This is a genomic window from Rhizobium sp. YTUHZ045, assembly GCF_051124255.1.
GTDB lineage: Bacteria > Pseudomonadota > Alphaproteobacteria > Rhizobiales > Rhizobiaceae > Rhizobium.
This window is the reverse complement of sequence record NZ_CP101432.1, coordinates 1-24122: the sequence shown is the minus strand read 5'-3', so window position 1 is coordinate 24122 and position 24122 is coordinate 1. Positions and strand designations below refer to the sequence as shown.

Genomic DNA, 24122 nt, shown 5'->3' with positions numbered 1-24122 from the left:
ACTGCGCTTGCAATTTTTCCGCTTCGGGTGTCAGAGTCCGCCCCATGGTATCGAAGCGACTCTCACGGCTCGAAGGTCACCGCCGCAAATTCATGGCAGTGATCGACGGGACACCCGAATGCCAGCGCGCCGTTCATTATGCCGGCCGGCGCGCGAAGAATTCCAATGGCGGCCTGGTGCTGCTCTATGTGATCCCCAACGGCGATTTCCAGCAATGGCTCGGCGTCGAGGAGATCATGCGGGCCGAGGCGCGCGAGGAAGCCGAGGCAACGGTTGCCAAGATCGCCCAGATCGTGCGCGAGACGATCGGCATCGAGCCTGAGGTCGTCATCCGGGAAGGCAGTGCCGCCGAGCAGATCAACGCCGTGATCGAAGAAGACCGCGATGTGGCGATCCTCGTTCTTGCCGCCGGCTCGGCAAAGGAAGGTCCCGGACCACTGGTTTCGTCGGTCGCCGGACGCGCGGCGGCGTTTCCGATCCCGGTCACTGTCCTGCCGGATACGCTGACCAACGAGGAAATCGACGCCCTCTGCTGAGCCTATTTCTTGAGTACAAGTCTCTTGATTAGGTCAGGCAATGGGCTTATCTTCTTTGGAAGAATTCTAAAGACGGCCGAGGTCTCGAGCCTGTCACATGGAGAGCCAGATGTTCATTCAGACCGAAGCCACGCCGAACCCCGCCACACAGAAGTTCCTGCCGGGCAAGGTTGTCATGGAAAACGGCACCGCCGAATTCCGCAGCGCCGAAGAGGCTGAAGCCTCGCCGCTCGCCGCCCGCCTGTTCGAAATTCCTGGCGTCACGGGAGTCTATTTCGGCTATGATTTCATTTCCGTCTCCAAGGACAACGCCGAATGGCAGCATCTTAAGCCGGCTATCCTTGGCTCGATCATGGAGCATTTCATGTCCGGCAAGCCGGTCATGGGTGATGCTTCCATCCTTTCCGAAGATGCCGATGCCGGCGACGAGTTCTTTGATGAAGGCGACGAGTCGATCGTGCTGACCATCAAGGAGCTTCTGGAGACCCGCGTGCGTCCGGCTGTCGCCCAGGACGGCGGCGACATCACCTTCCGCGGCTTCAAGGACGGCAAGGTCTATCTGAACATGAAAGGCTCCTGCTCCGGCTGCCCGTCTTCGACGGCGACGCTGAAGCACGGCGTCCAGAACCTGCTGCGCCATTTCGTTCCCGAAGTGCAGGAAGTGATTGCCGCTTAAGAATTTCGAATTCGCTCCGGCCGTTCATCTCAGGTTCGGCCGGAGGGTCTATGGTTAGGCGACAAACAGTTTATTCGGAAATTGATGGCATGATCGTTCTGGCGCTCGACACGGCAGGTGTGGATTGCGCTGCCGCCGTTTATGACAGCGGCAGGAATACGGTGCTGGGGGAGGCATCGGACATGATCGGCAAGGGGCATGCTGAACATCTGATCGGGATCGTCGATCGCGCGCTGGATCAGGCGGGTGTCACACTTTCTGACGTCGACCGCCTTGCCGTCACCATCGGCCCCGGCTCGTTTACCGGCATCCGCGTCGGCGTTGCCGCAGCCCGGGGTTTTGCGCTTTCCCTCAATGTGCCCGTCGTCGGCGTCACCACGCTCGAGGTGATGGCATCAGCCCAGCGTGCGAGGACGCCCGGCCGTGCCGTGCTGGCGGCGATGGACGCCAAGCGGGACGAAATCTATCTCCAGTCCTTCGCCGCCGATGGTTCCCCGCTGGATCAGCCGCGGGCGGCAAGCGTTGCCGAGGCCCAGACTTTCGCCGCCGGCTTCGATGGTGAAATCACCGGTTCGGCAACGCCGCTCCTGAAGGCCGGCGCCGGTGGCGACCACCCCAACGTCTTTCCGATTTCGATTGTCGCGCGTCTGGGGGCTGCGGCCCCTGCCGACGCCGGAAAGCCCAAGCCCCTTTATCTGCGCGGACCGGATGCCAAGCCGCAGGCCGGATATGCGATTGCGCGACGAGTGTGACATGCTGGAAGCCTATCTGACGCTGAAGCCGGAATTCGAAATCATCGCCATGGAGCGCGAGGATTGCCGCGACGTCGCCGTCCTGCATGGCGAGCGTTTCGCCCAGCCCTGGGGCGACGGCGAATTCCACAGCCTGCTGTCGCAGGAGACTGTTTTCGGCTTCGTCGCGCGCCAGACCAACGCCATCCTGAAAAAGCCGCTTCCCGGCTTTATCCTTGCCCGCCAAGTCGCCGGCGAAGCCGAGATCCTGACGATTGCCGTGCAGGCGAAAGCCGCCCGTGCCGGACTGGGCTGGCGGCTGATGCAGGCGGCGATGCGCGAGGCGCGGGCGCGTGGCGGCGAGAGCATCTTTCTTGAGGTCGACAGCGGCAATACGGCAGCACTCGGCCTCTACCGCAAGCTCGGTTTTGAAAAGGTCGGCGAGCGCCAGGGCTACTACAAGCAGGAAAACGGCGCCCCTTCCACGGCGCTTGTCATGAAGCGCGTTCTTCGATAGTTCCCTGGCAGAGCAGGACATGCGGACCGGCGCAAACGCCGTGCAGGCATTGTGGAAACGCGATTACTTTTGAAGGCGGGCCATGACCGACGTAGCCAAGACCCTCGAGGAGCTTTGCGCCGAACGCGGCATGCGCATGACCGAGCAGCGCCGCGTGATCGCGCGCATCCTCGAAGAATCCGAAGACCATCCCGACGTCGAAGAGCTTTACCGCCGTTCTGTGAAGGTCGACGCGAAAATTTCGATCTCCACGGTCTATCGCACCGTCAAGCTGTTCGAGGATGCCGGCATCATCGCCCGCCACGATTTCCGCGACGGGCGCTCGCGCTACGAAACGGTGCCGGAAGAGCATCATGACCATCTCATCGACCTGAAGACCGGCACGGTCATCGAATTCCGTTCACCTGAGATCGAGGCGCTGCAGGAGCGCATCGCCCGCGAGCACGGCTTCCAGCTGGTCGACCACCGCCTGGAGCTCTACGGCATTCCGTTGAAGAAGGAAGATCTCTGAAGCGATGGCCGCCCGGGAGTACCGCATTTGATCGCCTGGCTGCGCATTGCCTTCGCTGCGGTCGTCATCCTTGCCGTCAGCATCGTGCTCATGCCGCTGCAGCTGTTGGCCCTGCGTTTCGACTGGCGGCTGCGCCGCAGACTTCCGCGCGTCTGGCACCGTATCATCTGTTATTGTCTCGGCATCCGCGTCCGGGTGACGGGCAGGCTGGAAGACCGCCGACCGCTGATGCTCTGCTCCAACCATTCGTCCTGGCTTGACATCATGGTCATGTCGGCCGTCGCCGACGTCGCTTTCATTGCCAAGATCGAGGTCAGAGACTGGCCGATCTTCGGCACGCTCGCCAAGCTGCAGAAGAGCGTGTTCGTCGTGCGCGAGGAAAGGCGCAAGACCGGCCATCAGGCAAATGAGATCGCCGGGCGCATGGCCGACGGGGAAATCGTCGTGCTTTTTCCGGAGGGCACGACCTCGGACGGCAACCGGTTGCTTGAGGTCAAGTCGTCGCTGTTTGGCGCTGCCGCGATGGCGGTGCCTTATTCGCCGACGGGAACCGTCGTGGTGCAGCCGGTGGCCGTCGCCTATACCAGAGTGCATGGCATTCCGATGGGGCGCTACCACCGGCCGCTCGCTGCCTGGCCGGGGGATATCGAGCTCCTGCCGCATCTGATCGACATCCTCAGATGCGGCGCCATCGACGCGGAAGTTTCCTTCGGCGAGGCGGTGGAATACCGCGCCGACAGCAATCGCAAAGAGGTGAGCGCGACGATCGCCTCGCGCATCCGCAGCCTTCTCAACACAAGCCTGCGCGGGCGCAATGTCGGGTGAGCCGAGAGTCTCTTTTCTCGGACGGCAAAAACCACTAAATAGCGCGCCATGACACAGGATAACGCCCTTCTTCAGGCCCCGGAGGTTTCTCTCCGTGACGGCAGCAACAGCCGCAAGGTCTTCATCAAGACCTATGGCTGCCAGATGAACGTCTATGATTCCATGCGCATGAGCGATGCGCTTGCCCGCGACGGCTACGAACCGACCGAAGACATGGAACAGGCGGATCTCGTTCTGCTCAACACCTGTCATATCAGGGAGAAGGCGGCCGAGAAGGTCTATTCGGCGCTCGGACGGCTGCGCGAGATGAAAAAGAAGAAGGCAGCCGACGGCCGGGAGATGATGATCGGCGTAACCGGCTGCGTCGCCCAGGCCGAAGGTGAGGAGATCCTGCGCCGGGCGCCGGCTGTCGACGTCGTCATCGGGCCGCAGACTTATCACCGCCTGCCGGAGGCGCTGCGCCGGGCCAAAGAGGGCCAGCGCGTCGTCGATACGGAATATGCGATCGAGGACAAGTTCGAGCATCTGCCGATTGCCGAGAGCCGCAAGATCCGCGCCCGCGGCGTCACCGCCTTCCTGACGGTGCAGGAGGGCTGCGACAAGTTCTGCACATTCTGCGTCGTGCCTTATACGCGCGGCTCGGAAGTATCGCGGCCGGTCTCGCAGATCGTCGAGGAGGCCGAAAAGCTCGTCGAAGCCGGAGTGCGCGAAATCACCCTGCTCGGCCAGAACGTCAATGCCTGGCATGGCGCCGGACCGCGTGGCGAGGCATGGAGCCTCGGCGACCTGCTCTACCGGCTTGCCGAGATCCCCGGCCTGGCGCGGCTGCGTTATACCACAAGCCATCCCCGCGACATGGACGACCGGCTGATCGAGGCGCATCGCGACCTCCGGGCGCTGATGCCCTACCTGCACCTGCCGGTGCAATCGGGCTCCGACCGAATCCTGAAGGCGATGAACCGCCGTCATACGGCGGCCGAATATCTCAGTCTGATCGAGCGCATCCGCGCCGTGCGTCAGGACATCGCGCTATCGGGCGATTTCATCACCGGTTTTCCGGGGGAGACAGACAAGGATTTTGAGGATACACTCAGACTTGTGGAGGAAGTGCGCTATGCGCAGGCCTTCTCGTTCAAATACTCGACTCGGCCGGGCACGCCCGGCGCGGAACTGAAGGACCAGGTGCCGGAAGAGATCAAGGCAGAACGGCTGGAACGCCTGCAAGTGCTTCTTTTGAAGCAGCAGCAGGAATTTGCCGAATCCTGCATCGGCAAGGAGATCGATCTACTGCTCGAAAAGCCCGGCCGCATGCCGGGTCAGCTGATCGGACGTTCTCCCTGGCTTCAATCCGTGAATGTTGATGCAAAAGCATCGCAAATCGGTGACATTATCAAAGTGCGAATCACCGGAACCGGAACGAACAGCCTGTTTGCCGAACGCGCAGAGGCTACGGTCTAACCCAAGGAGCCCGACCGCTTGAACGGACAAGAATTGGTTTCTTCTTCACCGCGCCACCCCCGCACGCCGAGCGACACCAATCACTTCGTCCTGACGTTCGAGAATAATCGGTTCGCCAGCGAACTCTTCGGGCAGTTCGACCAGCATCTAAAGCTGCTCGAGGAGCGGCTGAATATCGATGCGCGGGCACGCGGCAATTCCGTCGTCATATCGGGCGATGTCGTGACCACCAATCAGGCGCGGCGCACGCTCGATTATCTCTATGAAAAGCTTCAGAAAGGCGGCAGCGTGGAACGATCCGACGTCGAGGGCGCAATCCGCATGGCGGTCGCCGCCGACGATCAGCTCAGCCTTCCCACCATGGAGCGCAAGGCCAAGCTGACAATGGCGCAGATTTCGACGCGCAAGAAGACGATCATCGCCCGCACGCCGACGCAGGACGCCTATATCAGGGCGCTGGAGCGCGCCGAGCTCGTCTTCGGCGTCGGCCCGGCCGGCACCGGCAAGACCTATCTCGCCGTCGCCCATGCCGCCCAGATGCTGGAGCGCGGCGCGGTCGAAAAGATCATCCTGTCGCGCCCGGCCGTCGAGGCCGGCGAGCGCCTCGGCTTCCTGCCCGGCGACATGAAGGAAAAGGTCGACCCCTATCTTCGCCCGCTCTATGACGCGCTCTACGATATGATCCCGGCCGACAAGGTCGATCGGGCCATCACCGCCGGCGTCATTGAAATTGCGCCGCTCGCCTTCATGCGCGGCCGCACGCTCGCCAACGCCGCCATCATCCTCGACGAAGCGCAGAATACGACGTCGATGCAGATGAAGATGTTCCTGACGCGTCTCGGCGAAAATGCCCGCATGATCGTCACCGGCGACCCTAGCCAGATCGACCTGCCGCGGGGCGTCAAATCCGGTCTCGTCGAGGCCCTGGAGCTGCTGAACGGCGTTGAGGGCATCTCGATCGTGCGCTTCAAGGACACCGACGTCGTGCGCCATCCGCTGGTCGGGCGCATCGTCAGAGCCTATGACGCCACCTATCTTGTCGAAGCCGAAGACGTCGGTCGGCAGGACTGATGGCTGAACTCGATATCCAGATCAGCATCGAGAATATCGGCTGGCCCGGCGAGGAAACGCTGCTGGTTTTTTGCGAGCGTGTGCTCGGGGCCGCCGCGGTCTATCTTCGCGACAATGAGAAGCAGCCCTTCCCGAAGATGCCGCCTGAAGTTTCACTGGTCTTTACCGACGATGCCTCAATCCAGGACATCAATGCCGAATGGCGCGGCAAGGACAAGCCGACCAATGTCCTTTCCTTCCCGGCCTTTCCGGTTGAGCGCGGCAAGCTGCCCGGGCCGATGCTCGGCGACATCATCATCGCCCGGGAGACGGTGGAGCGGGAAGCCCAGGAACTCGAGAAGAGTTTTGACGACCACCTGACCCATCTTCTGGTGCACGGTTTCTTGCATCTTCTCGGCTACGACCATATGAATAATGCCGAAGCCGAAATTATGGAGGGGCTGGAGACTCGCATTTTGGCGCAGCTCGGCCTATCTGATCCCTACGAGGGTCAAGACCTTAAAATGGAACCATGAGCGACTTTACGACGAAGCCGGCGGCAGACGCCAAGGACTCCGAGCCATCCTCTTCTTCGGATGAGGTGGGCAGTAGTAGTCGGCCATCCGGCCGATCCCAATCCTTCTGGTCGCGCGCCGCCCGCATTCTCCGCCCGCAGCAGGGCTCGCGACTGCGCGAGGATCTTGCAGATGCGCTGATGACCGATGCGGCCGGCGACGACGCTTTTTCGCCCGATGAACGGGCGATGCTGCACAATATCCTGCGCTTTCGCGAGGTGCGCGTCGCCGACGTGATGGTGCCGCGCGCCGATATCGAGGCGGTGGACCAAAATATCACCATCGGCGAGCTGATGATCCTTTTCGAGGAATCCGGCCGCTCGCGCATGCCTGTTTATGCCGATACGCTCGATGACCCACGCGGCATGGTGCATATCCGCGACCTGCTCTCCTACGTCGCCAAGCAGGCGCGCAACAAGCGCCGTGGCCCGGCAAAGCCGGCCGCTGCAGCCCCGGCGATCGAAGTCGCGCCGGAGAACATCCAGAAGCCGCCGCGCTCGAGCAAGCCGAATTTCGATCTTGCCCGGGTCGACCTGCAGAAGACGCTCGCCGAGGCCGGCATCATCCGCAAGATCCTGTTCGTGCCGCCGTCGATGCTGGCCTCCGACCTCTTGCGCAGAATGCAGGTGAACCGTACGCAGATGGCGCTCGTCATCGACGAGTATGGCGGCACCGACGGTCTCGCCTCGCACGAGGACATCGTCGAAATGGTGGTCGGCGACATCGACGACGAACATGACGACGAAGAGGTGATGTTCAAGCGCGTCGCCGAAGACGTCTTCGTCGCCGACGCCCGTGTCGAGCTGGAAGAGATCGCTGAAGCGATCGGACCGGATTTCGACATCAGCGAACAGGTCGACGAGGTTGACACGCTGGGCGGGCTGATCTTCTCCGCGCTCGGCCGCATCCCCGTTCGCGGCGAAGTCGTCCAGGCCCTGCCGAACTTCGAATTCCATATTCTTGACGCAGATCCGCGCCGCATCAAGCGGCTGCGCATCACCCGCAAGCGCCACGCGATCCGCCGCCGCGCCAAGGAGGCTGGCGACATCACGCCCGGATCCGAGACCGGCGACGACCGGCCGGCCGAATCGACCACGAACTAGGCATCAGTACGAAAATCGGGTCGCCTTTCAGGGCCGTTGCGGAAACAGGACAAAGAGCCGCTTTTTTGAAAGACTGCGCATGGGTTGATTCGCGGTTTGATGGGAGTGCGCATGGAGCGGCTTGCGGACAGGGTTATCCTCGTCTGGGGGTTAAAACGGTCGTTGCTGGCCGTCGCCGCTGGAGCATTCGCCGCTCTGGCGCTGCCGCCTTTCGGTTTTTTCGCTGCGATGTTTCTCTCCTTCACGCTGCTCGTCTGGCTGCTCGACGGGGCGGCGGCTTCTCCTGAAAGCGGCATGATCGGCAGGTTATGGCCGGCCTTTGCCGTCGGCTGGCTGTTCGGCTTCGGCTATTTCGTCGCCGGCCTCTGGTGGATCGGCCATGCCTTGCTGGTCGATTCGGAGGAATTTGCCTGGGCACTGCCCCTGGCAGTCCTCGGACTGCCGGCCGGCCTTGCGGTCTTCTACGGGCTGGCGACTGCACTTGCCCGGATCGTCTGGTCGGACGGCCTGGGACGGATCGCCGCACTTGCGGCCGGTTTCGGCCTGATGGAATGGCTTCGAAGCGTGATTCTCACCGGCTTTCCCTGGAATGCCATCGGTTACGGCCTGATGCCCGTTCCGCTGATGATGCAGTCGGCGCATGTGATCGGCGTGACGGGGGTGACGACACTTGCCGTCTTCGTCTTTTCCGCCCCGGCGCTGATCGGGACGCGACAGGGCGCGAAGCCTGGAATTGCGCTCGCCGCCCTGCTGTTTGCCGCCCATCTCGGTTACGGCGCCTATGCCCTCCATCTGGCGCCGCGGCCGCAGCCCTTGCCCGAGGACAAGCGACCTGTGGTGCGGCTGGTGCAGCCGGCTATCGATCAGGCGGCGAAGATGGACAACGACGCCGACCGCAATGCGATCTTCGAGACCCATCTGAAGCTTTCGGCCGAAGCGCCGAGGAATGGCGGACGCAAACCCAACATCATCGTCTGGCCGGAAACCTCGATCCCCTTCATCCTCACCGACAACCAGGATGCGCTGACGCGGATCGCCGATACGCTCGACGACGACCAGATCCTGATCGCCGGCGCAGTGCGCGCCGAGGAGCTGGGGCCCGGCACACCGGTGCGCTATTACAATTCCATCTATGTGATCGACGGCCGCGGCCAGATCATCGCCGCCTCCGACAAGGTGCATCTCGTGCCTTTCGGCGAATATCTGCCCTTCGAGGACATCCTCACCGAACTCGGCATCCAGAACGTCGTCGAGATACCGGGCGGCTTTTCGGCCGCCGCAACCCGGCACCTGCTGGCGCTGCCCGGCGGCCTCAATCTCTACCCGCTGATCTGCTATGAGATCATCTTTCCGGGCGAAATGACCGGCGACATCGTGGATGCCAACGCGCTTCTCAACCTCACCAACGATGCCTGGTTCGGCATCACGCCCGGACCCTACCAGCATTTTCAGCAGGCGCGGGTGCGGGCAATCGAGACCGGCCTGCCGCTGATTCGCGACGCCAACAACGGCATATCGGCACTCGTGAACGCGCATGGGGAAATCATCGCAGGCCTCGGTCTTGGTGAGACCGGCTTTATTGATGCAACTGTTGATGGGTTCGGCAATGGGTTCGGAACCACATACCCCCTTCAGACATACTTCTGGTTGACCGAAGCACTGCTGATATTGATTGCGCTAATTTCACGCGGAGGTTTTATTTTAGGGTTGAATTGACCAAAAACCCCTAAAATTGCATAGTGGTGTCAATCGGCGTTCTTAACGTATGTTTATCGGCGGGTTCCCGCCGCTTACAACGTGGCGTTTTGGGATGGATCAGGGGCATGCCGGTTGGAAACAGAAATTCGTAGCTAGGGCACGACCATGATTGAAAATAAGAAGAAGCCGAATCCGATCGACATCCATGTTGGCAGCCGCATTCGCCTTCGCCGGACGATGTTGGGCATGAGCCAGGAAAAGCTTGGCGAAAGCCTCGGCATCACCTTCCAGCAGATCCAGAAATATGAGAAGGGCACCAACCGTGTCGGCGCAAGCCGTCTGCAGAACATCTCGAGCATCCTCAATGTTCCGGTCTCCTTCTTCTTCGAAGATGCGCCCGGCGAACATGCCGGCGCCGTCGGCGGCATGGCCGAAGCCTCCAGCTCGAATTACGTCGTCGATTTCCTCTCCTCCTCGGAGGGTCTGCAGCTCAACCGTGCCTTCGTCAAGATTTCCGATCCCAAGGTACGCCGCAAGGTCGTGGAACTGGTCAAGGCGCTCGCTGCCGAAGCCGACGCTGACTGATCCAGCTCTCATCGCAAAATAGGAAAGGCGGTCGAAAGGCCGCTTTTTTTGCGTTTTTCGGGCAAAATTTGTCACATCGCCGCAGATATAAAGATATATTTATGTCCTTGTGCGCTTGTCATCAGCGCTCGAACTGAGTACCTACTAGCTTGCTTTTATTCTTTGAGGGGAATCCCGGAATGCGCGCGAATTATCTCTTTACCAGCGAATCTGTTGCCGAAGGTCATCCGGACAAAGTGTGTGACCGCATCTCCGACGAGATCGTCGATCTGGTCTACCGCGAAGCGGCCAAGACCGGCGTCAATCCGTGGGGCGTGCGCATTGCCTGCGAAACGCTGGCAACGACCAATCGCGTCGTCATCGCCGGCGAGGTCCGCCTGCCGCCGAGCCTGATGAAGAAGGACAAGGACGGCAAGGACGTCATCAATCCCTCGAAGTTCAAGGCCGCTGCTCGCCGCGCCATCAAGGATATCGGCTACGAACAGGACGGCTTCCACTGGAAGAAGGCAAAGATCGACGTGCTGCTGCACTCGCAGTCGGCCGATATCGCCCAGGGCGTCGACAGCGCCGCCGACCAGCAGGGCGACGAGGGCGCCGGCGACCAGGGCATCATGTTTGGTTACGCCTGCAAGGAAACGCCGGACCTGATGCCGGCTCCGATCTATTATTCCCACAGGATTCTGCAGCTGCTTGCTGCGGCCCGCAAGAAGGGCGACGGTGAAGTCGCCAAGCTCGGCCCCGACGCCAAGAGCCAGGTGACCGTGCGTTACGTCGACGGCAAGCCGTCGGAAGTGACCTCGATCGTGCTTTCGACCCAGCATCTCGACGAGAGCTGGGATTCCAAGAAGGTCCGCGCCGTCGTCGAGCCCTATATTCGCGAGGCGCTCGGTGAACTGAAGATCGCCGAGGATTGCAAGTGGTACATCAATCCGACCGGCAAGTTCGTCATCGGCGGACCGGACGGCGATGCGGGCCTGACCGGCCGCAAGATCATCGTCGACACCTATGGCGGTGCGGCTCCACATGGCGGCGGCGCATTTTCCGGCAAGGACACGACCAAGGTCGACCGTTCGGCTGCCTATGCCGCACGCTACCTCGCCAAGAACGTCGTCGCCGCCGGCCTCGCCGACCGCTGCACGATCCAGCTCTCCTACGCCATCGGCGTCGCTCAGCCGCTGTCGATCTATGTCGACCTGCACGGCACCGGCAAGGGTGTGTCGGAAGACCAGGTTGAAGCGGCGATCCGCCAGAATATGGACCTGTCGCCGTCGGGCATCCGCCGTCACCTCGACCTCAACAAGCCGATCTACGCCAAGACCTCGGCCTATGGTCATTTCGGCCGCAAGGCTGGCCGCGACGGCTCGTTCTCCTGGGAGCGCACCGACCTCGTCAAGGCGCTCAAGGAAGCCGTCAAGACCAAGGTCGCTGCATGACGGATATGGAGCGCCGGGGACGGGCGACCGAAGCCTTTTTCGGTCGCCGCAAGGGAAAGGCCCTGCGCGAACAGCAGGCGGAAACGCTGAATAGCCTGCTCCCGGCATTCCTCATCGATCTCTCGGCGGCTCCCCCGGAGCCGCTGACCTCCCTCTTCCCGGTTCCGGTCAAGACATTGCGGCTGGAAATCGGTTTCGGCGGCGGCGAGCATCTGATGCATCGCGCGCTGGCGACCCCGTCCACCGGCTTCATCGGCGCCGAACCCTTCGTCAATTCGATGCAGAAGCTTTTGTCACGCGTCGGCCAGACGGGCGCGCAGAACATTCGCGTCTATAATGACGATGCGACGCAACTGCTCGACTGGCTGCCGGACGCTTCGCTCGACCACATCGATCTGCTCTATCCCGATCCCTGGCCGAAGCGGAAGCACTGGAAACGCCGCTTCGTCTCGAAGACCAATCTCGACCGCTTCCACCGGGTGCTGAAGCCCGGCGGCCTGTTCTGCTTCGCCTCCGACATCGACACCTATGTGAACTGGACGCTGATCAAATGCCGCGACCATGGCGGCTTCGACTGGCTGGCCGACAATGCGGCGGATTGGCTGACCCCCTATGAGGGCTGGCCGAGCACGCGCTACGAGGCCAAGGCACGCCGCGAGGGCCGCTCTTCGGCCTATCTGACCTTCAGGAAGATCTGAGGCTGTCGGCAATTTCCGGCATCCTGCTCCAAAACCGACGACGAAAACAAACCGAACTGAACGCGCTACGCTCTCACTTGTGGCGCGTAGAGTTCCGCCGTGGAACGGTTGCAATTGCCGCTGACGCGACTATTTCCGTGCTGGCCACCCTCCGCTCAAATGGAAGGGAGAAAATGACCGGGAGCATCTCATGTGCCGAAATGATGATCCTATATCTGGCTTCCACTGCGGCGACAGTGTTGATTTTTCAGGTCGGTATTGGCTTCATGAGCGGCGACTGTGTTCAGGAACCGGTCGAGTATCGAGTTGAAGCTCTCCGGCTTTTCCCAGAAGGGCGCGTGTCCAGCCCCTTCTATTACATGCGCTTTGCCTTCGAAGAGCAACTGGATGTTCAGGCCCGAAAAATAGCTGAGTTTGACAAAGGGGTCATAAGATCCATTCACAAAAGCAATGGGTATATCAGCCTGTTCGACGGTGCGGCGCTGATCCACCCCCTGCCCCCGCAACATTGCGCGAGAAAAAACGCTCCTTAGTCTCCCGTCCGCGCGCGCTATGGCATCGCGAAAGGAGGGGTTGCTCGTGTCTCCAAAGCAAAGAGACTGAAACCGCTCCACATCACGCGATGTAAAGTTCTCTTTTGATGCCAGAAGAATATCAAATGATGGATGGAATCCCCGCAGCATTCCGAGGAGACCGCTGTGGATCGGTGGCGTGCCGCACAACATCAGGCCCGAAATGCCGTTGCTGCTGCCCGCCATCTCAATCGCGACGTGACCGCCAAGCGACCATCCCAGCACGGGAAAGCGACGGAGCCCCAGGCGGGCTGCCACCTCTCCTATGCAGTCGGCAAGACCGGTGACGGTGTAAGTTGACTGCGGATCTCGAGCGTCGCTCGATTCGCCATGTCCCGGAAGATCGAGCGCAATCAGACGCCAATTCCGGGACAAATGGCTGTGTAATTGCTGTGAAAAGACCGTCCGTGAGCTGCCCGAACCGTGTATCATAACCAGTGGTGCAGCGCCATCAATAGTGTCACTGATGCGCACAGCGCCGTGGCTGGTGTCGATTGTACAGTGAAACATGTCCATAAACTGCGACCCCTAACGCGCAGCCAAAGTCTTGCACGAAAATATCTATGGCAGGTGCATGATCATCGTAAACCAGATCTGAACCAGGTCGTGCAATCACGACACGTTTCGGGGCGGTTACGCATTAATACACAATCATTTGCCTTGGCGTTGTATACGGGTTAGGTCTGTCGCAGCAGCAATTGCAACCAACCTTTCACGGTGAGCATCACGATGCAATTTATTCTGGACATTGTTATTTCGATCACCAGCCTGAGTGTCGTCGGGTTCTACGCGTGGTCGTTGCGAGGCCACTTCAACTCGCCGAAGATGGAAGCCGGAGCAAAGCTGATCACCGTCGTCGTCATCGCGACGACGGCGTTTTTCCTGTACCTGGTTTGGTCCGAGACGCAGATGCTATGGGTACAGGTCGTCGGACTGGGATTTGAAATCGGGTCGGCGGTCTTGTTCTGGTGGGCGGTGTCGGCGTCGCGAGAGGCCAGGTTGCGCTTTGTGTTCACCCTCGATCACCCAGATAGTCTTGTCACCGACGGTCCCTATCGCTACCTGCGGCACCCTTTTTACACGTCCTACCTGCTCTTCTGGTCGGGGTGGGCGCTGGCATCTTGGTCGATATGGTCGATCCTGCCGGTCTTATTTTTTACGGTTGTCTACGTGATTGCAGCCCGCAACGAGGAGAGGAAATTCGCCCTATCACCGCTGGCATCCGAATATGAAGCCTATCGGCGCAAGACGGGCTTGCTGACGCCGTGGTTCGATTGGCGATAATGTCGTGACATCCGTCCGGACGGCAGCGAAATCCAATAGAGCGACCGTGCACCGCAAGCAGTGAAACGTAGCAGACGGTCTTGACGGTCAGTGCAGGCTGACCGTCTTCAATTCGTCCTCGGCCGCTTTGAAGAAGGTGCTGGAACGGTTGTCCGTCAGCAGAATCGGCGTGCCGTCGGCGCCGAAGAGCGCCCAGAGATCGACATTCGGATCGATATCCGGCGCCTCTGGAAAGCACTTGGCGACCTCTTCGGTGCGCATCTTTCTGATGTAGGCGACCTCGCCGTTGCCGATGTGGGCAAGCTCGGATTTGGTCAAGTGAGACGTGGCTTCTTTCATCAACATTCCTGTTCCTCCGGAAGAAGGGACCAACGGTTCGACAAACCGTTGTTCTACTGTGAAACCGAAATGTTAATTTTCTTGACCATGCGGGCGGGTTCGGGTCGAATTAGATCGACGGAGAGCAGACCGTTCTTTAGGCCGGCGCCCAATACCTGCATGCCGTCGGCCAGCACGAAGGTGCGCTGGAACTGGCGGGCGGCGATGCCGCGATAGAGATAATCCCGCTCGCCCTGCTCCACCTGACGGCCGCGGATGACAAGCTGGTTCTCCTCGGTGGAGACATCAAGCTCCTCCTCGCTGAAACCGGCAACGGCAAGGGTGATGCGCAGACGCTCGGGCGCGCCGCTGTCGGCGGCGATGCGTTCGATATTGTAAGGCGGGTATCCGTCGCTCGCCTTGGAAATGCGCTCCAGCGTCTTTTCCATGGCGTCAAAGCCCAGAAGCAGAGGGCTGGCGAAAGGGGTAATGCGGCTCATCTCTTTTCAAGTCCTTGATGCAAGCGACCATCCCGGACCTAAAAGTGCAGCATCCGGATGCCGCTAATATGGGGGCATGATCACGGCGCTGCAAGGCGCGCGCGCCCTCCCCGATTTAAACATCTGTCACTTTTCGAATGGCGGCGTCTGCCTCCTTGCTTGACAAAGGACCTGCTGCCTCGCATCAAAACATGCCCCGCGCGGAATGTGCCGATTTGTGACGGGAAATGAAGAAATGGTGCCCGCCGGGATAAGCGGCGTGGCGAGAACGGGACGATTGGAATGGCAAGCGCGAGAAAGATCATCATCGACACCGATCCCGGCCAGGACGACGCGGCCGCCATCATGCTGGCTTTCGGCAGCCCGGATGAGCTCGAGGTGCTGGGGATCACGACGGTCGCCGGCAACGTGCCGCTGTCTCTCACCAGCCGCAACGCGCGCATCGTCTGCGAACTCTGCGGCCGCACGGATGTGAAGGTTTTCGCTGGCGCCGACAAGCCGATCGCCCGCAAGCTGGTGACGGCAGAACATGTGCACGGCAAGACCGGCCTCGACGGCCCTGTTCTGCCCGAACCGACGATGGCGCTGCAACCCGGCCATTCCGTCGATTTCATCATCGAGACGCTGCGCCGCGAGCCTGAAGGCACGGTGACGCTCTGCACGCTCGGGCCGCTCACCAATATCGGCATGGCCTTCCAGAAGGCGCCCGACATCGTTGCCCGCATTCGCGAGCTGGTGATGATGGGCGGCGGCTTCTTCGAGGGCGGCAATATTACGCCGGCCGCCGAATTCAACATCTATGTCGATCCCGAGGCGGCCGATATCGTTTTCCGCTCGGGCGTTCCGATCGTGATGATGCCGCTCGACGTGACGCACCAGCTGCTGACCCGCAAGGACCGGGTCAAACGCATGGACGAGATCGGCACGGCTCCGGCAAAGGCGATGGTCGAAATGCTGGAATTCTTCGAACGCTTCGATATCGAGAAATACGGCTCAGACGGCGGGCCGTTGCACGACCCGACGGTCGTCGCCTATCTGCTGAAGCCGGAACTTTTCCAGGGCCGGGACTGCAATGTCGAGATCGAGGTCCGGTCCGAACTTACGGCCGGCATGACCGTCGTCGACTGGTGGCGTGTGACCGACCGCAAGCGCAACGCCAAGGTGATGCGTTACGTCGATGCGGACGGTTTCTTCGATCTCCTGATCGAGCGCTTCGCCCGCATCTGATTATTCTTTGCTTCTCCGAAGAGCGAAACGACCTCAGGCGTCCTTCTCGTCGAAGACGGAATTGGCTTCGGCCTCGACCGGTTTCGGGCCGCCCTTGGCGACGCCGACCATGGCCGGGCGCAGGACGCGCTCGCCGATGGTGAAGCCGGCCTGCACGACCTGGACGACGGTATTGTTCGGCACTTCGGAGTTCGGCACCTCGAACATTGCTTGATGGAAATTCGGATCGAATTTCTGGCCGACCGGCTCCAGCTTGCGAACGCCGTGTCGCTCCAACGCCGAGAGCATCGAGCGCTCGGTCATTTCCACACCTTCGATCAGCGTGGTGAGGCCGGCGTCGGCCGTGGCTTTGGCCTCGGGAGAGATGGCGTCCAGCGCCCGGCGCAAATTGTCCGAGACGGCGAGCATGTCGCGAGCGAAACCGGCGACGGAATAGGATTTTGCATCCTTCACCTCGCGCTCGGTGCGACGGCGCAGATTATCCATCTCGGCGGCAAGTCGCAGATAGCGGTCACGCAGCTCGGCATTCTCGGCCTTCAGAAGCTCGAGCGGATCCGGCTGCTTGGCCTCCTCCTGCTCGACAGTGGCAGTCTCGACGTTGACGGCAGCGTCGGCTGCGGCATCGGCCGCAGTTGCGTCAGGTCCGTTTTTCGTCGTTTCATCGGTCATGACGGTCTCCGGTTGGTATTTTCAGATGCGCCCGATATCGAGGTTTGGCCGGAAAAAATCAAGTCTGCGTGACGAAGAAGCGAAAATTCCGCGCTTCCTCAGTGATGATGTCAAAGCGGATTGCGCGACAGGCGGGAGACGAGCTGAGCGGTGTAATCCACCATCGGCACGATGCGGGAATAATTGAGCCGCGTCGGGCCGATGACGCCGACAGCGCCGACAATCCGGTCATCATCGTCGCGATAGGGCGCGACGATGAGCGACGAGCCGGACAGCGAGAAGAGCTTGTTTTCCGAACCGATGAAGATGCGCACGCCCGAACCGCTTTCGGCCAGGTTGAGAAGCTCGATCAGGCTGTCCTTTTTTTCGAGATCGTCGAACAGCATGCGAAGCCGGTCGAGATCTTCGGCGCCGGCAAGGCCCTCGAGCAGGTTGGCGCGGCCGCGGATGATCAGCTGGGCGGGCTTTCCCTCCTCCGGGCTGCCGGCCCAGACGGCGATGCCGCGCTCTACAAGATCGCGCGAGAGCGCATCGAGCTCGTGGCGGACATCATCCTTCAAACGGCTTAATTGTTTGCGCAGCTCCGGCAGCGTCTGGCCGGACATGTGCGCGTTGAGGAAATTCGCCGCCTCCGTCAACTGCGAGGAGGTGATGCCGGCAGGCAGTTCGATGATGCGGTTTTCCACCTGGTCGTGATCGCCGACGAGCACGGCGAGCGCCTTTGTCGGTTCAAGCCGGATGAACTCGACATGTTTCAGCACCGGATCGCTTTTCGAGGTGATGACGAGGCCGGCCCCGCGCGAGATGCCGGAAAGCATGCGGCTCGCCTCGTTCATCATCGATTCCACCGGATTGCCGCCGCTTTCGACCCGCACTTGGCGGTCGATACTGGCGCGGTCCTCGGCGGAGAGATCGCCGATCTGCATGAAGGCATCGACGAAGAAGCGCAGCCCGATCTGGGTCGGCAGCCGGCCGGCGCTGACATGGGGGGAATAGATGAGACCGAGTTCCTCGAGATCGCTCATGACATTTCGCACCGACGCCGGCGAGAGTGACATCGGCAACAGGCGCGACAGATTGCGCGAGCCGAGCGGCTCGCCGCTTTCGAGATAACCCTCGACGATGCGGCGAAAAATTTCTCTGGAGCGCTCGTCCAGCGCAGCAACGGCATCCGAAACCGACGTCGACCTGATGCCCATGAACCTCTTGAACCCACGCTGATGATGCTCCCGAAAATATAGTCAAACTCGCACGCGTGGCAAAAGGGAATTTGCAAATGAGCGCCGCCAATCGTAGAAGCGGTCAGCAACTCCAGGAGATAAGAATGCGGCCTTCAGGCAGAAAAACCGACCAGATGCGCAAGGTCTCGTTCGAGCGCAATTTTTCCAAGCATGCGGAAGGCTCCTGCCTGGTGAAATTCGGCGATACGCATGTGCTTTGCACCGCAAGCCTCGAGGAAAAGACGCCGCCATGGCTGCGCAACACCGGCAAGGGCTGGGTCACGGCCGAATACGGCATGCTGCCGCGGGCGACCGGCGAGCGCATGAAACGCGAGGCCGCCGCCGGCAAGCAGGGCGGCCGCACGCAGGAAATCCAACGGCTGATCGGCCGGTCGCTGCGCGCCGTCGTCGATCTGCAGGCGCTCGGCGAAAAGCAGATCACGCTCGATTGCGACGTCATCCAGGCCGATGGCGGCACACGGACCGCCTCGATCACCGGCGGCTGGATCGCGCTTTACGATTGCCTGAAATGGATGGAAAGCCGCAACATGATCAAGGTCGACCGGGTCCTGAAGGATCATGTCGCCGCCATCTCCTGCGGCGTTTTCGCCAACCAGCCGGTGATCGACCTCGATTATCTCGAGGATTCCTCTGCCGAGACCGATGCGAACTTCGTCATGACCGGCGCCGGCGGCATCGTCGAAATCCAGGGCACGGCCGAAGGCACGCCGTTCAGCGAAGAGGAATTCAGCTCTCTGATGCGGCTTGCCAAGAACGGCATCAGCGAACTCGTCACCCTGCAGAAAGAGGCGATTGCGGGATGAATGCCATGCTGGAAGGCATGTTGGAAACGGCGCTTTATGCGCGCGATCTCGATCAGGCCGAGACGTTCTACGAGGGCGTTCTCGGGCTTGAAAAGATCTCCCGCGCCGGCAACCGGCATGTCTTCTTCCGCTGTGGGCCAGGCGTTCTCCTCATCTTCAACCCCGAGGAAACGATAAAGCCGCCGGCAGCCGACGCGCTGCAGGTGCCGCCGCACGGGGCGACCGGCCAGGGCCATGCCTGTTTTCGTGTGTCCGGCCGCAATATCGATGCCATGGCCGAACGGCTGAAGGCGGCTGATGTCGCGATCGAATCCGAGGTGCACTGGCCAAATGGCGGCCGCTCGATCTATTTCCGCGACCCTGCCGGCAACAGCCTGGAATGCGCGGAGGCAAAAATCTGGGGCCTCGAACAGGATATCTGAATGCGCAAGCTCGAAACCAAAACAATCGTCGTCGCCAGCCACAATGCCGGCAAGATCCGCGAGATCCAGGAATTGATCGGGCCGCTTGGCTTCACCGCCAAATCCGCGGCCGAACTGAATTTCGTCGAACCTGACGAGACCGGCACGAGCTTCGAGGAGAATGCGACGATCAAGGCGGTGGCCTCGGCCAATGCCGCCGGCATGCCGGCGCTTTCGGACGATTCCGGGCTGGTGGTCGACGCGCTCGGTGGCGATCCCGGCGTCTACACCGCCAACTGGGCGGAGACCGCAGACGGCACGCGCGATTTCGACATGGCGATGGCCAAGGTGGAAAAGGCGCTGCAGGATGCCGGCGCAACGACGCCTGAACAGCGCGGGGCGCGTTTCGTCAGCGTGCTCTGCCTTGCCTGGCCGGACGGGCATACCGAGCTTTTCCGCGGCGAGGTCGAAGGCCATGTCGTCTGGCCGCCGCGCGGCACGCAAGGCTTCGGCTACGATCCGGTCTTTCAGCCCGAGGGTTATGACGTCACCTTCGGCGAAATGAGCGGCGAGGAGAAGCACGGCTGGAACCTCGGCAAGCCGCAGGCGCTGTCGCACCGGGCCCGTGCCTTCAAACTTTTCGTCGAAACCTGCCTGGAGGCATAAGGTCTGTTCGTGGGCAATTTCGATACGCCAAGCCTCTCGCGCGACGCCGCGCTGCTGCCCGATACCGGCGAGCCCGGCTTCGGCGTCTATGTGCATTGGCCCTTCTGCGCGGCGAAGTGTCCCTATTGCGACTTCAACAGCCATGTACGCCATCAGCCGGTGGACCAGGAGCGCTTTGCATCGGCCTTTCTGAAGGAGATGGCGGCAGTTCGGGCAATGAGCGGGCCGAAGACGGTGACCAGCATCTTCCTCGGCGGCGGCACGCCATCGCTGATGAAGCCGGAAACGGTCGATGCCATTCTCGACGGCATCGCGCGGCACTGGCATGTGCCCGCCGGCATCGAAATCACCATGGAAGCCAATCCGTCGAGCGTCGAGGCCGAACGGTTCCGCGGCTACCGCGCGGCCGGCGTCAACCGTGTCTCGCTCGGCGTACAGGCGCTGAACGACCGCGATCTGAAATTCCTCGGCCGGCTGCATGACGTCGCCGACGCGCTGAAGGCGATCCGGCTGGCGCGCGAGATCTTCCCGCGCATGTCCTTCGACCTCATCTATGCCCGGCCGGAGCAGACAGTCGAGGAATGGGAGAAGGAACTGAAGGAAGCAATCTCCTATGCGGTCGACCATCTGTCGCTCTATCAGCTGACCATCGAGGAAGGCACGCCCTTCTTCGGTCTGCATAAATCAGGCAAGCTGATCGTGCCGGACGGCGAGCAATCGGCCCTGCTCTACGAGGCGACGCAGGAGATCACGACGCGTGAGGGCATGCCCGCCTACGAGGTTTCCAATCATGCCCGGCCGGGTGCCGAAAGCCGCCATAACCTGACCTACTGGCGTTACGGCGACTATGCCGGCATCGGTCCGGGCGCGCACGGCCGCCTGACGCGTGGGCATGAGAAGCTCGCGACGGCGACCGAGCGCAAGCCGGAAGCCTGGCTCGAGATGGTCGAGCGCGACGGCCACGGCATTCTCGATGAGGAGCGGCTCGGTTTCGACGAACAGTCGGACGAACTGCTGTTGATGGGACTGCGGCTCAGGGAAGGCGTCGATCTCGCCCGCTGGCAGCAGCTTTCGGGCCGTGAGCTCGACCCGAAACGCGAGGAATTCCTGCTCGAACATAAATTCGTCGAGCGGATCGGCAATTCGCGGCTGCGCTGCACGCCATCGGGCATGCTGATCCTCGATTCCGTCGTCGCCGATCTCGCCTGCTGACACCCATAAGAGTTCCGGCGCGGTAATGATATTGCTGCCCGCGCCGAAAAACCTTCTCAGCCGTGGCTGGTGGCGCCCGCCTTGAAGAGGCTGCCGGTCGGCGTTTTCAGGAACATCTCCAGCGGAATGTGTTCCTGGTGCAGGAAGCCGGTCGCCGGCAGGAGACCATCGCGGACCATCTCGATGACGGCGACGACCGAGGCCGACGTCGTCCAGGCGATCGCTGTGCGGCGGGCGCCGGCGATCTCGATCGGGTAATAAGCGCGCACGAATTCCTTGCGACGCAGGCTGCCGTTCTCCGTGCCTTCCGCGGCCACGTGCACGTAGACGACATCGTCTTCGACAGGCGGCTTGGCATTGGTCAGGATCTCGCCGGCGAGCTTGCGCTTGTCGCGCATCAAGAGCTCATGGAAGAAGAAGTTCATCAGCTCCATATGGCCGGGATAACGCATGGTCTTGTAGTCGAGATTGTCAACCGTGCCGAGCATGGTGTCGCACATGGTGCCGAGGCCGCCCGATGTCGTGAAGGCTTCGAGCTTGACACCACCGACATAGATGGTCTCGTGCCACTCCATCGGCGAGACGAGCTTGCGCACGCCGCCCTCGATGACCTCGCAATCATTCAGATATTCGTTGACGACGCCTTCCGGCGACCAGTTGAAGGCATAGCCGAGAAGACCCGTCGGATGCTGCGGAAGGGCGCCGACGCGCATGCGGATCGATCGGCAGCGATCGAAGCCGTCGGCCAGGCTTGCGCCGACGATGCCGACGAAACCGGGCGCCAGGCCGCATTGCGGCGCCATCAGTCCGCGGGCGGTCTTCGACAGTTCGATGATGAAATTGGTGGTTGGGACGTCTTCCGTCAGATCGAAGTAATGAATGCCGGCAAGATGGGCAGCGCGAGCCAGCTCGATGTTCAGGTGATAGGGCAAGCAAGACAGCACCGCCTCAACGTTCGAGAGCAGTTCGCCGATCACCTGCGGATCGGATATGTCGCCTGCGCGGCATGTAAAGGGCAGCTCGCCCAGGGGCAGCTGCGCATCGACACCAATGACCTTGAAGCCGCCTTCATGCAAAAGCGTTGCCGCCAGCCGCCCGACCTTGCCGAGGCCGAGAACGGCGATCTTTTCGAAACTCATTCATTCCCTCCCATGCGCCGTTCGGCGCTCTTCTTGGACGTGGGGAGGTATAGAATAAAAGGCTTATAAAGGAAAACGGCTGGAATCGCTTCCAGCCGTCAAATTCCCGACAGGTCCGCCGATTACTCGTTGATCAGCCGCTTCAGCAGCTCGATTTCGTGCGAAAGCTTGGTGTCACCTGATATCAGCTCCTCGATCTTGCGCACGGCATGCAGCACGGTCGTGTGATCGCGCCCGCCGAAGCGGCGGCCGATTTCCGGAAAGGAGCGCGGCGTCAGCGTCTTCGACAGATACATGGCGATCTGGCGCGGCTTGACGATGACGCGGGTGCGCCGATTGGAGACCAGTTCCTGGCGCGAGACGTTGTAATGCCTGGCAACGATGCGCTGGATATCCTCGATGCGTACACGGCGCGGTTCGCCCGAACCGACGAGATGGGCGAGCAATTCGTCGACGCGCTCGATCGACAGGTTCGGCTCGAAGGAGCGGCGGAAGATCAGCTGGTTGAAGGCGCCTTCGAGTTCCCGGCCGCTGGCCGTGATATTGCGGGCGACATGCTGCAGGAGGTCTGCGGGAATTTCGAGAGAGGGGTCCTCGAGCCGGGCCGCGGCCAGGCGCCGCTTGAGGATTTCGAGGCGCATTTCATAATCCGGCGCGTCGAGTTCGATGGCAACGCCGCCCTGCAGGCGCGAGCGGACGCGCGGATCGAGCGACTCCAGCTCCCATGGAGCGCGGTCGGCGGCGACGACGACCTGCTTGGCGCTGTCGAGCAGCATATTCAGAAGATGGCAGAATTCATGCTGGATCATCTTGCCCTGCAGGAACTGCATGTCGTCGATGATCAAGAGGTCGATGTTGCGCAACGAGTCTTTCAGCGTCAGCGCGTCATTGTCGCGGATCGCCGTGGCGAAGCGCCACATGAAATATTCGGCCGTCAGATAGACGACACGCAGGGCCCGCGGGTTCTGGACCGCCGCATTGGCGATCGCCTGCAAGAGATGAGTCTTGCCGAGCCCGACCGTCGAATGGACAAATAGCGGATTGAACCGTACGGCGCCGGAGCCGACTTCCGCGATCGTCTTGGCAGCCGCAAGCGCGACGCGGTTCGAGCTGCCTTCCACGAAGGTATCGAAGGTGAAACGGCTGTCGAGCGGCGAGCCGAACAGCGGGGTACCGAGGCTTGCTGGCCTTGCGGCGGCGACGGCCGAAACTGCCTGCTGGACGGCCTGACCGGCCGGCTGGGCGCTCGGCGGACGGCGCATCTGCGCGGGAGCAGCCGGCTCGGGCTGGACCACCTCGTCGACGGCCTTCATGCCGCTGCGCGTTGCGGTGCGCACCAGGATTTCGACTTTCAGGATTTCCGGGTCTTCGGCCTGGAACAGACCCGTGATGAGATCGAGATAACGATTGTTGATCCACGACTTCAGGAAGGTCGTGGGAACCGAAAGGCGAACAACGCTCTTCGAGACCGAATGCAGCTTCAACCTGGCAAACCAGCTGGCATAGACGTCAGGACCGACCTGGGCCTTCAAGCGCGCGCTGACGCGCTCAAACAAAATGCTCTGCTTCATTTCCGCCTTAGCTTCCCCCACTTCCTGGCGCATGGAGCCGAACGCTTGCGGTGCCGCATCCCCATTGTCGAGCCCGCCTGCCATCATCGTATTCATCTGCATAATGCCGCCTTTCAATTCCAC

27 protein-coding genes are annotated in these 24122 nt (G+C 61.4%); 20 read left to right on the top strand and 7 right to left on the bottom strand.

The window, feature by feature from the left end; all coding sequences use genetic code 11:
* Positions 1 to 44: 44 nt before the first annotated feature.
* The 14 genes from NMA58_RS00135 (at position 45) to trmB (ending at position 12396) form a co-directional block, all read left to right on the top strand.
* Entirely contained in the window at positions 45 to 536 is a 492-nt protein-coding gene (locus tag NMA58_RS00135) for a universal stress protein (RefSeq protein ID WP_011423764.1), read from the top strand.
* 109 nt (positions 537 to 645) lie between these two features.
* Complete coding sequence (locus tag NMA58_RS00130; RefSeq protein ID WP_064693562.1) at positions 646 to 1212, top strand: NifU family protein; 567 nt, start codon at positions 646 to 648, stop codon at positions 1210 to 1212.
* A gap of 89 nt (positions 1213 to 1301) precedes the next feature.
* Positions 1302 to 1964: a tRNA (adenosine(37)-N6)-threonylcarbamoyltransferase complex dimerization subunit type 1 TsaB gene (gene tsaB, locus NMA58_RS00125; protein ID WP_434711921.1), complete on the top strand. Its 663-nt coding sequence runs from the start codon at positions 1302 to 1304 to the stop codon at positions 1962 to 1964.
* Position 1965: 1 nt separating this feature from the next.
* Positions 1966 to 2460: a GNAT family N-acetyltransferase gene (locus tag NMA58_RS00120; protein ID WP_434711920.1), complete on the top strand. Its 495-nt coding sequence runs from the start codon at positions 1966 to 1968 to the stop codon at positions 2458 to 2460.
* An 82-nt stretch (positions 2461 to 2542) separates the two neighbouring features.
* The gene (locus NMA58_RS00115) at positions 2543 to 2971 is read left to right on the top strand and encodes a Fur family transcriptional regulator (protein WP_085776722.1); all 429 of its coding nucleotides are present in this window, start codon (positions 2543 to 2545) and stop codon (positions 2969 to 2971) included.
* Positions 2972 to 2998: 27 nt separating this feature from the next.
* Positions 2999 to 3796: a lysophospholipid acyltransferase family protein gene (locus NMA58_RS00110; protein ID WP_434711919.1), complete on the top strand. Its 798-nt coding sequence runs from the start codon at positions 2999 to 3001 to the stop codon at positions 3794 to 3796.
* Between the two features lie 48 nt (positions 3797 to 3844).
* On the top strand, positions 3845 to 5254 hold the full coding sequence (gene miaB / locus NMA58_RS00105) for a tRNA (N6-isopentenyl adenosine(37)-C2)-methylthiotransferase MiaB (RefSeq protein WP_183700525.1): 1410 nt from the start codon (positions 3845 to 3847) through the stop codon (positions 5252 to 5254).
* An 18-nt stretch (positions 5255 to 5272) separates the two neighbouring features.
* Complete coding sequence (locus NMA58_RS00100) at positions 5273 to 6325, top strand: PhoH family protein (protein WP_085776720.1); 1053 nt, start codon at positions 5273 to 5275, stop codon at positions 6323 to 6325.
* Positions 6325 to 6840 carry an rRNA maturation RNase YbeY gene (gene ybeY, locus NMA58_RS00095; protein ID WP_097599452.1) on the top strand — a complete coding sequence of 172 codons (516 nt, stop codon included), beginning with the start codon at positions 6325 to 6327 and terminating at the stop codon, positions 6838 to 6840. The genes NMA58_RS00100 and ybeY overlap by 1 nt, the downstream gene beginning before the upstream one ends.
* The gene (locus NMA58_RS00090) at positions 6837 to 7982 is read left to right on the top strand and encodes a hemolysin family protein (RefSeq protein WP_085776718.1); all 1146 of its coding nucleotides are present in this window, start codon (positions 6837 to 6839) and stop codon (positions 7980 to 7982) included. The genes ybeY and NMA58_RS00090 overlap by 4 nt, the downstream gene beginning before the upstream one ends.
* 111 nt (positions 7983 to 8093) lie before the next feature.
* A complete protein-coding gene (gene lnt, locus NMA58_RS00085; RefSeq protein ID WP_434711918.1) occupies positions 8094 to 9698 on the top strand; it encodes an apolipoprotein N-acyltransferase in 1605 nt (534 codons plus the stop codon).
* Between the two features lie 147 nt (positions 9699 to 9845).
* Positions 9846 to 10265, top strand: a complete 420-nt coding sequence (locus NMA58_RS00080) for a helix-turn-helix domain-containing protein (RefSeq protein ID WP_064707753.1) — start codon at positions 9846 to 9848, stop codon at positions 10263 to 10265.
* A gap of 179 nt (positions 10266 to 10444) precedes the next feature.
* Complete coding sequence (gene metK / locus NMA58_RS00075; protein ID WP_085776717.1) at positions 10445 to 11698, top strand: methionine adenosyltransferase; 1254 nt, start codon at positions 10445 to 10447, stop codon at positions 11696 to 11698.
* Positions 11695 to 12396 (top strand): tRNA (guanine(46)-N(7))-methyltransferase TrmB, encoded by a 702-nt coding sequence (trmB, locus tag NMA58_RS00070; protein ID WP_183700531.1) that lies wholly within the window; start codon positions 11695 to 11697, stop codon positions 12394 to 12396. The genes metK and trmB overlap by 4 nt, the downstream gene beginning before the upstream one ends.
* A 209-nt stretch (positions 12397 to 12605) precedes the next feature.
* On the opposite strand, the gene NMA58_RS00065 is transcribed toward trmB, so the two are convergent.
* Positions 12606 to 13484 (bottom strand): alpha/beta fold hydrolase, encoded by an 879-nt coding sequence (locus NMA58_RS00065; protein ID WP_434711917.1) that lies wholly within the window; start codon positions 13482 to 13484, stop codon positions 12606 to 12608.
* A gap of 213 nt (positions 13485 to 13697) precedes the next feature.
* Between NMA58_RS00065 and NMA58_RS00060 the strand changes: the two genes are divergently transcribed.
* Positions 13698 to 14252, top strand: a complete 555-nt coding sequence (locus tag NMA58_RS00060; protein WP_434711916.1) for a methyltransferase family protein — start codon at positions 13698 to 13700, stop codon at positions 14250 to 14252.
* Between the two features lie 87 nt (positions 14253 to 14339).
* Here the strand turns inward: NMA58_RS00060 and NMA58_RS00055 are convergent, their stop codons facing one another.
* Together NMA58_RS00055 and NMA58_RS00050 are read right to left on the bottom strand one after the other, a co-directional pair.
* Entirely contained in the window at positions 14340 to 14597 is a 258-nt protein-coding gene (locus tag NMA58_RS00055; RefSeq protein WP_008524631.1) for a DUF1150 family protein, read from the bottom strand.
* 47 nt (positions 14598 to 14644) lie between these two features.
* Positions 14645 to 15070 (bottom strand): Hsp20 family protein, encoded by a 426-nt coding sequence (locus NMA58_RS00050; protein ID WP_010032703.1) that lies wholly within the window; start codon positions 15068 to 15070, stop codon positions 14645 to 14647.
* 282 nt (positions 15071 to 15352) lie between these two features.
* On the opposite strand from NMA58_RS00050, the gene NMA58_RS00045 reads away from it, so the two are divergent.
* Positions 15353 to 16297, top strand: coding sequence for a nucleoside hydrolase (locus NMA58_RS00045; RefSeq protein ID WP_434711915.1), 945 nt, complete (start codon positions 15353 to 15355; stop codon positions 16295 to 16297).
* Positions 16298 to 16330: 33 nt separating this feature from the next.
* On the opposite strand, the gene grpE is transcribed toward NMA58_RS00045, so the two are convergent.
* Both grpE and hrcA read right to left on the bottom strand, forming a co-directional pair.
* Entirely contained in the window at positions 16331 to 16966 is a 636-nt protein-coding gene (gene grpE, locus NMA58_RS00040; protein ID WP_085776712.1) for a nucleotide exchange factor GrpE, read from the bottom strand.
* 110 nt (positions 16967 to 17076) lie between these two features.
* On the bottom strand, positions 17077 to 18165 hold the full coding sequence (gene hrcA, locus NMA58_RS00035) for a heat-inducible transcriptional repressor HrcA (RefSeq protein ID WP_434711914.1): 1089 nt from the start codon (positions 18163 to 18165) through the stop codon (positions 17077 to 17079).
* Positions 18166 to 18290: 125 nt separating this feature from the next.
* Here hrcA and rph point away from each other — a divergent pair, with 125 nt between their 5' ends.
* From rph to hemW, 4 genes are read left to right on the top strand one after another with little or no spacing between them, the layout of a single operon-like run.
* Complete coding sequence (gene rph / locus NMA58_RS00030; RefSeq protein WP_085776710.1) at positions 18291 to 19010, top strand: ribonuclease PH; 720 nt, start codon at positions 18291 to 18293, stop codon at positions 19008 to 19010.
* Positions 19007 to 19432 carry a VOC family protein gene (locus NMA58_RS00025; RefSeq protein ID WP_085776709.1) on the top strand — a complete coding sequence of 142 codons (426 nt, stop codon included), beginning with the start codon at positions 19007 to 19009 and terminating at the stop codon, positions 19430 to 19432. Before rph ends, NMA58_RS00025 begins: the two co-directional genes overlap by 4 nt.
* Entirely contained in the window at positions 19433 to 20077 is a 645-nt protein-coding gene (gene rdgB, locus NMA58_RS00020) for an RdgB/HAM1 family non-canonical purine NTP pyrophosphatase (RefSeq protein WP_085776708.1), read from the top strand.
* Between the two features lie 9 nt (positions 20078 to 20086).
* Positions 20087 to 21289 carry a radical SAM family heme chaperone HemW gene (gene hemW, locus NMA58_RS00015; protein ID WP_430958221.1) on the top strand — a complete coding sequence of 401 codons (1203 nt, stop codon included), beginning with the start codon at positions 20087 to 20089 and terminating at the stop codon, positions 21287 to 21289.
* Positions 21290 to 21345: 56 nt separating this feature from the next.
* Here hemW and NMA58_RS00010 read toward each other — a convergent pair whose 3' ends face one another.
* Together NMA58_RS00010 and dnaA are read right to left on the bottom strand one after the other, a co-directional pair.
* Entirely contained in the window at positions 21346 to 22428 is a 1083-nt protein-coding gene (locus tag NMA58_RS00010) for a saccharopine dehydrogenase C-terminal domain-containing protein (protein ID WP_430958220.1), read from the bottom strand.
* A gap of 122 nt (positions 22429 to 22550) precedes the next feature.
* A complete protein-coding gene (gene dnaA, locus NMA58_RS00005) occupies positions 22551 to 24101 on the bottom strand; it encodes a chromosomal replication initiator protein DnaA (RefSeq protein ID WP_085779934.1) in 1551 nt (516 codons plus the stop codon).
* Positions 24102 to 24122 lie beyond the last annotated feature (21 nt).